This is a genomic window from Paramesorhizobium deserti, assembly GCF_001558695.1.
Classification (GTDB): domain Bacteria; phylum Pseudomonadota; class Alphaproteobacteria; order Rhizobiales; family Rhizobiaceae; genus Paramesorhizobium; species Paramesorhizobium deserti.
Window position 1 is genome coordinate 1 of sequence record NZ_LNTU01000021.1, and the last position, 4208, is coordinate 4208.

Below are 4208 nucleotides of genomic sequence, written 5' to 3' on the forward strand. Positions count from 1 at the left end.
TTCTAGTTTCAGAACTAGGCGCAGACATAGAAGCTCACAGCAGCTCATCGTGTCCGCTACCGATATACGACCGCTCACTCCCTACGCCAGACGGGGTCTCCTTGTCGCTTACCGTTTTCTGATTCACTGTCGCGGTGATTTGCGCGGAGGCTTTGAATGCGTGGACAGGCAGGGTTCTGGGACATTGACGAGCGCTATGTGCGGCTTAGCGTAAGCGGTGTGCCGGTCACACCTTTGCAGGGAAGTTCCATGGAAGCAGTTCACTGATCTGGCTCTGCTGGTGGCCGCCGGCGATGGCACCGAGGGTTGCCCTAAGCCAAGCGTGAGGATCGATGGCGTTCAGCTTGCAGGTTTCGATGAGCGGGGCGATGATGGCCCAGTTTTCGGCACCGGCATCATGACCGGCAAAGAGCGCGTTCTTCCGGTTCAGTGCAATCGGGCGGATGGTCCGCTCGACGGCATTGTTGTCGAGCTCGATGCGCCCATCGGTCAGGAACAACTCGAGCCCAGCCCAGTATTTGGCGATGTAGCTCAATGCCTCCCCGAGCGGCGCTTTCGCCGAGACGCGGCTGCGATGGTGATCAAGCCAGTCTTTTATTCGCGCCACGGCCGGTGCTGACCGCTCCTGGCGCGCGGCGAGCCGGTCATCGGGATCCAGACCTCGGATGTCGGCTTTGATGGCATAGAGCTCGCGGATCAGGCGCGCACCCTCTTCGGCGATCGGGGCGGGACCCGTGCGGGTGATCTCTACCAGCTTGCGGCGCGCATGGGCCCAGCAATAGGCGAGCGTGATGTCCGATCCGACGCGACCTGGTGCGACCAACCGGTTGTAGCCGGCATAACCATCGACCTGCAGAATGCCGCCAAAGCCCCGCAAGATCCGTTCGGCATGAAGGCCACCTCGGCCCAGGGCATAGGTGAAGGCAACACCGGGTGGTGCGGTGCCATTCCAGGGGCGGTCATCACGGGCCAGAGCCCAGAAGCATCCGGTCTTGGTCTTTCGGGCCCCAGGATCAAGCACCGGTGCGCGGGTTTCGTCCATGAACAGCTTCGATGACCTTTTCAGGTCCGCCATCAAGGCATCGTAGACCGGTCGCAGCTCGAAGGCGGCCCGACCGACCCAATCGGCCAGCGTTGAGCGGTCCAGATCAACACCCTGGCGGCTGTAAATCTGCGCCTGGCGGGATAACGGAAAGAATCTTTCGCACTTACAAATTTGACGGCTCCTTCTACAATGATGGAAGGAGCGAAAGGATGGACGACGAGAAGGATGCGGCGATGGGTCAGGTGCCGGATCGACGAAGCGATCCACCATCGTCACCAGTCAGATGCCCGTCGATCACTGGTATGACATGATCGGTAACCCGACCATTGCCGACGCCATCCTCGATCGCCTTGTGCACAACGCATATCGTATAGAGCTCAGCGGTGAGAGCATGAGAAAACGCTGCTCCGTCAACGCCGCCGATACAACCGAGGCTTGACCTGAAAGCCCATTCCGGTCAAACAACCAGCAGGCCCAAGGCCACCGCGAACTGTCCGGCTTCAAATCGGATTCGCGTCCGGCATCATTGGAATACGCACCGAAGCAGCGGAATACGAAAGAAGAGAAGGACGACATCAAGGCCGGCCGAATTCCAACAGCGTGGAAGGGCAAGCCCGCAAAGTTGCGGCACAAGGACCGCGATGCGCGATGGATGGTCAAGTTCACCACGGCCAAGCCGCAGGCCGACGGCACGCACGGTGCCGCCTGTCGATATCGCCATTCCCGCCTTCGGCTACCAGAACCACATCTCGATCGACCGCGAACATGGCCTGATCCGCAAATGGCTGGCAACGGATGCGGCCGCCTATGAGGGAGCCAGGCTGCGCGAGGGACTGCTCGACAAAACCAGCACCTCGAAGAGCGTCTGGGCCGACACCGCCTACAGATCGGCGGCCAACGAGGCCTTCATGGACAAGCACGGCTTTGTCAGCCGGGTCCACCGCAAGAAGCCCAAGGGTCGACCGATGCCGGAACCCACGCGACGCGCCAACAATATGAAGTCGAAGGTACGCTCACGCGTCGAACACGTCTTCGCCGAGCAGAAGAGCCGCATGGGGCTGTTTGTTCGAACCATCGGCATCGCGCGGGCCACGACGAAGATCGGGCTGGCCAACATCCTCTACAATATGAAGCGCCTGATCTATCTGGATCGCATCGCGGTCGCCTGAACACCGTGGCCGAAAAGGCCAATGTCGCCGCGAAAGGCCAAGCCTGCATCCAGTTCAACACGCTCCACGCCGCCTGGGACGGTCGGCCGCACCAAAATACGTCCGATGCCTGTCAGTCAGGACGTTGATCGAACCGTCCAACTGAGTTCCGCTTTGGAAAGGAGCCTGCCGCATTGGCGGCGTGACCCGCGACAGATCAAAGGAGCAACGAACACAAACAAAGCTTTCGCCCGAGAGGGCGATGCCCGGATCGTTCCCGTGGGGACGATGGGCAAGGCGATCTCGTTAGCAGGCACGATCCTGGGCGAATTCTCCAAGGTCGTTCAACAGATTGAGACGCCTCGCTCTCCTGACCCCATCATGCGGCGGCTCCGCGCCGACCGCGAAGAGAAGCGAGTGACCTGCGGGGGCGACATGATCCGGAAAAAAGGACAGGAAAAGCTTGACCTCTCCGACCCCAATCAGAGAAGATTCTCAGAGGGGGCTCTCTTCTTTGTGGAAAGACTGGCTTATTCTCGCCAGAAAATCAATAATTACTATTTAATATTATTAAAAACCATATCATTTGCCGCAAATAAGCCATCTTTACTGAAACAAATTCTCACTAAGTGAAACTAAATTATTCTTGTGTATTGCCATTACAGAATAGATTTAATCTGTATTGTGAATATATACTCTCACTGACGATGATAAAGAGAAATTCTCATTTATGTTTCTTGGAAGCTTTCCCGCCTTGAACGACGAAATCACCCAAGCGATGGCTGACGGGCGGGTTGGCTTTTCCTGGCAGCATGTTCATTCCGTTGATAAGCTCAGCGAGATTCTTTATTCAGAATGCTTCGGGCGGATTATCGATTCCGACGGAGTGGTCGTGACTGCCGGCTCGCTCATTCCATTTATGGAAGCCCAAGGACTTCTTTCAGCGCTTGACCGTTACATCATCAATCTTGTGTTCGGTTGGCTGTCTAAACACCCTAAAATTGTGTTGGGATGTAATCTTTCCGCAAAAAGCATCTCCGAGGCGGCAAACTGGTGCCGTCTTTATGACCTTCTTTACCAGCATAGATCCTTGGCGCCCCGCATGGTGCTGGAAATAACGGAAAAACTGCCAGTCCCAGTGGCGCTGCAGGTCGCCGATCTCATCCAGTCTGTCAGATCTTTGGGCTACAAAATAGCTATCGATGACTTTGGCGCAGGATACTCAACCGCCCAGTCCCTGTTTTCCATTCCGGTGGATATCGTAAAAATCGACGCTTTCTTTGTTCAGCAGCAGCTAACATCATCCGAACAGATTCTCGCTCACATGGTTGGTTTGGCGTCCTGTGCAGCCCCTATCGTGGTGGTGGAGGGTATCGAAACATGCGAGCAGCTCGAGGCGGCAAAATCAGCTGGAGCAACCCATGTGCAAGGCTATCTGCTGTCTGACCCCGCAGAATTTTCGTTCATCGGACAGAAAGCAAAGCTGTCGCGCCGCCGCAGGTTCAAGGGCGATTCAATCTGGCCTGGATCGATTTTATGAAGCGTTGGACGCGATTGCTGAGAACAGCCTTCAAAGGCAAAACCACAACCTCAAGTCGGCCGTCGCCAAGGCGTTATGGTTCGAACCGACCTTGAATGCGACCTTTGCCGGCTTTCGCCGAGCATTACGACACGACTGTGGTTCCAGAACGCCCACGCAAGCCTCGCGACAAAGCATCCGCGGAAGGAACGGTTTTAATCGTCGAGAGGTGGGTCTTGGCCAGACTTCGAAACGAGCGGTTCTTCAGCCTTGCCGACCTCAATATCCGCATCAGCGCCTTGATCGAGGACCTCAATAGCCGGACGATGCGGCGCTATGGCAAGTCTCGGCGCGTTCTGTTCGACGAAGCGAGCGCGCGCAGTTGAAGCCGCTGCCTGGAACGCCCATGCGGAATGGAAGACCGCAAAGGTCCATCGTAAGCGTCCGGTTGAGCAGCCTTTGAGATTTGCTCCAATGCGCTGAAGTTACGTCGCTA

3 protein-coding genes and 3 pseudogenes are annotated in these 4208 nt (G+C 56.8%); 5 read left to right on the forward strand and 1 reads right to left on the reverse strand.

Annotation, left to right across the window (positions count from 1 at the left end):
• Window positions 1-226 precede the first annotated feature (226 nt).
• The gene (gene tnpC, locus ATN84_RS12895; RefSeq protein ID WP_280139611.1) at window positions 227-1315 is read right to left on the reverse strand and encodes an IS66 family transposase; all 1089 of its coding nucleotides are present in this window, start codon (window positions 1313-1315) and stop codon (window positions 227-229) included.
• On the opposite strand from tnpC, the pseudogene ATN84_RS12900 reads away from it, so the two are divergent.
• The 5 genes and pseudogenes from ATN84_RS12900 to ATN84_RS26075 all read left to right on the forward strand — a co-directional run.
• A pseudogene (locus tag ATN84_RS12900) lies at window positions 1302-1484 on the forward strand (ATP-binding protein); the annotation flags it as partial. The gene tnpC and the pseudogene ATN84_RS12900 overlap by 14 nt on opposite strands.
• An 81-nt stretch (window positions 1485-1565) precedes the next feature.
• A pseudogene (locus ATN84_RS12905) lies at window positions 1566-2214 on the forward strand (transposase); the annotation flags it as partial.
• A gap of 105 nt (window positions 2215-2319) precedes the next feature.
• Window positions 2320-2826 carry a hypothetical protein gene (locus ATN84_RS12910; protein WP_068882076.1) on the forward strand — a complete coding sequence of 169 codons (507 nt, stop codon included), beginning with the start codon at window positions 2320-2322 and terminating at the stop codon, window positions 2824-2826.
• A 121-nt stretch (window positions 2827-2947) separates the two neighbouring features.
• Window positions 2948-3733: an EAL domain-containing protein gene (locus ATN84_RS12915; RefSeq protein ID WP_161939575.1), complete on the forward strand. Its 786-nt coding sequence runs from the start codon at window positions 2948-2950 to the stop codon at window positions 3731-3733.
• A gap of 46 nt (window positions 3734-3779) precedes the next feature.
• A pseudogene (locus ATN84_RS26075) lies at window positions 3780-4165 on the forward strand (IS21 family transposase); the annotation flags it as partial.
• Window positions 4166-4208 lie beyond the last annotated feature (43 nt).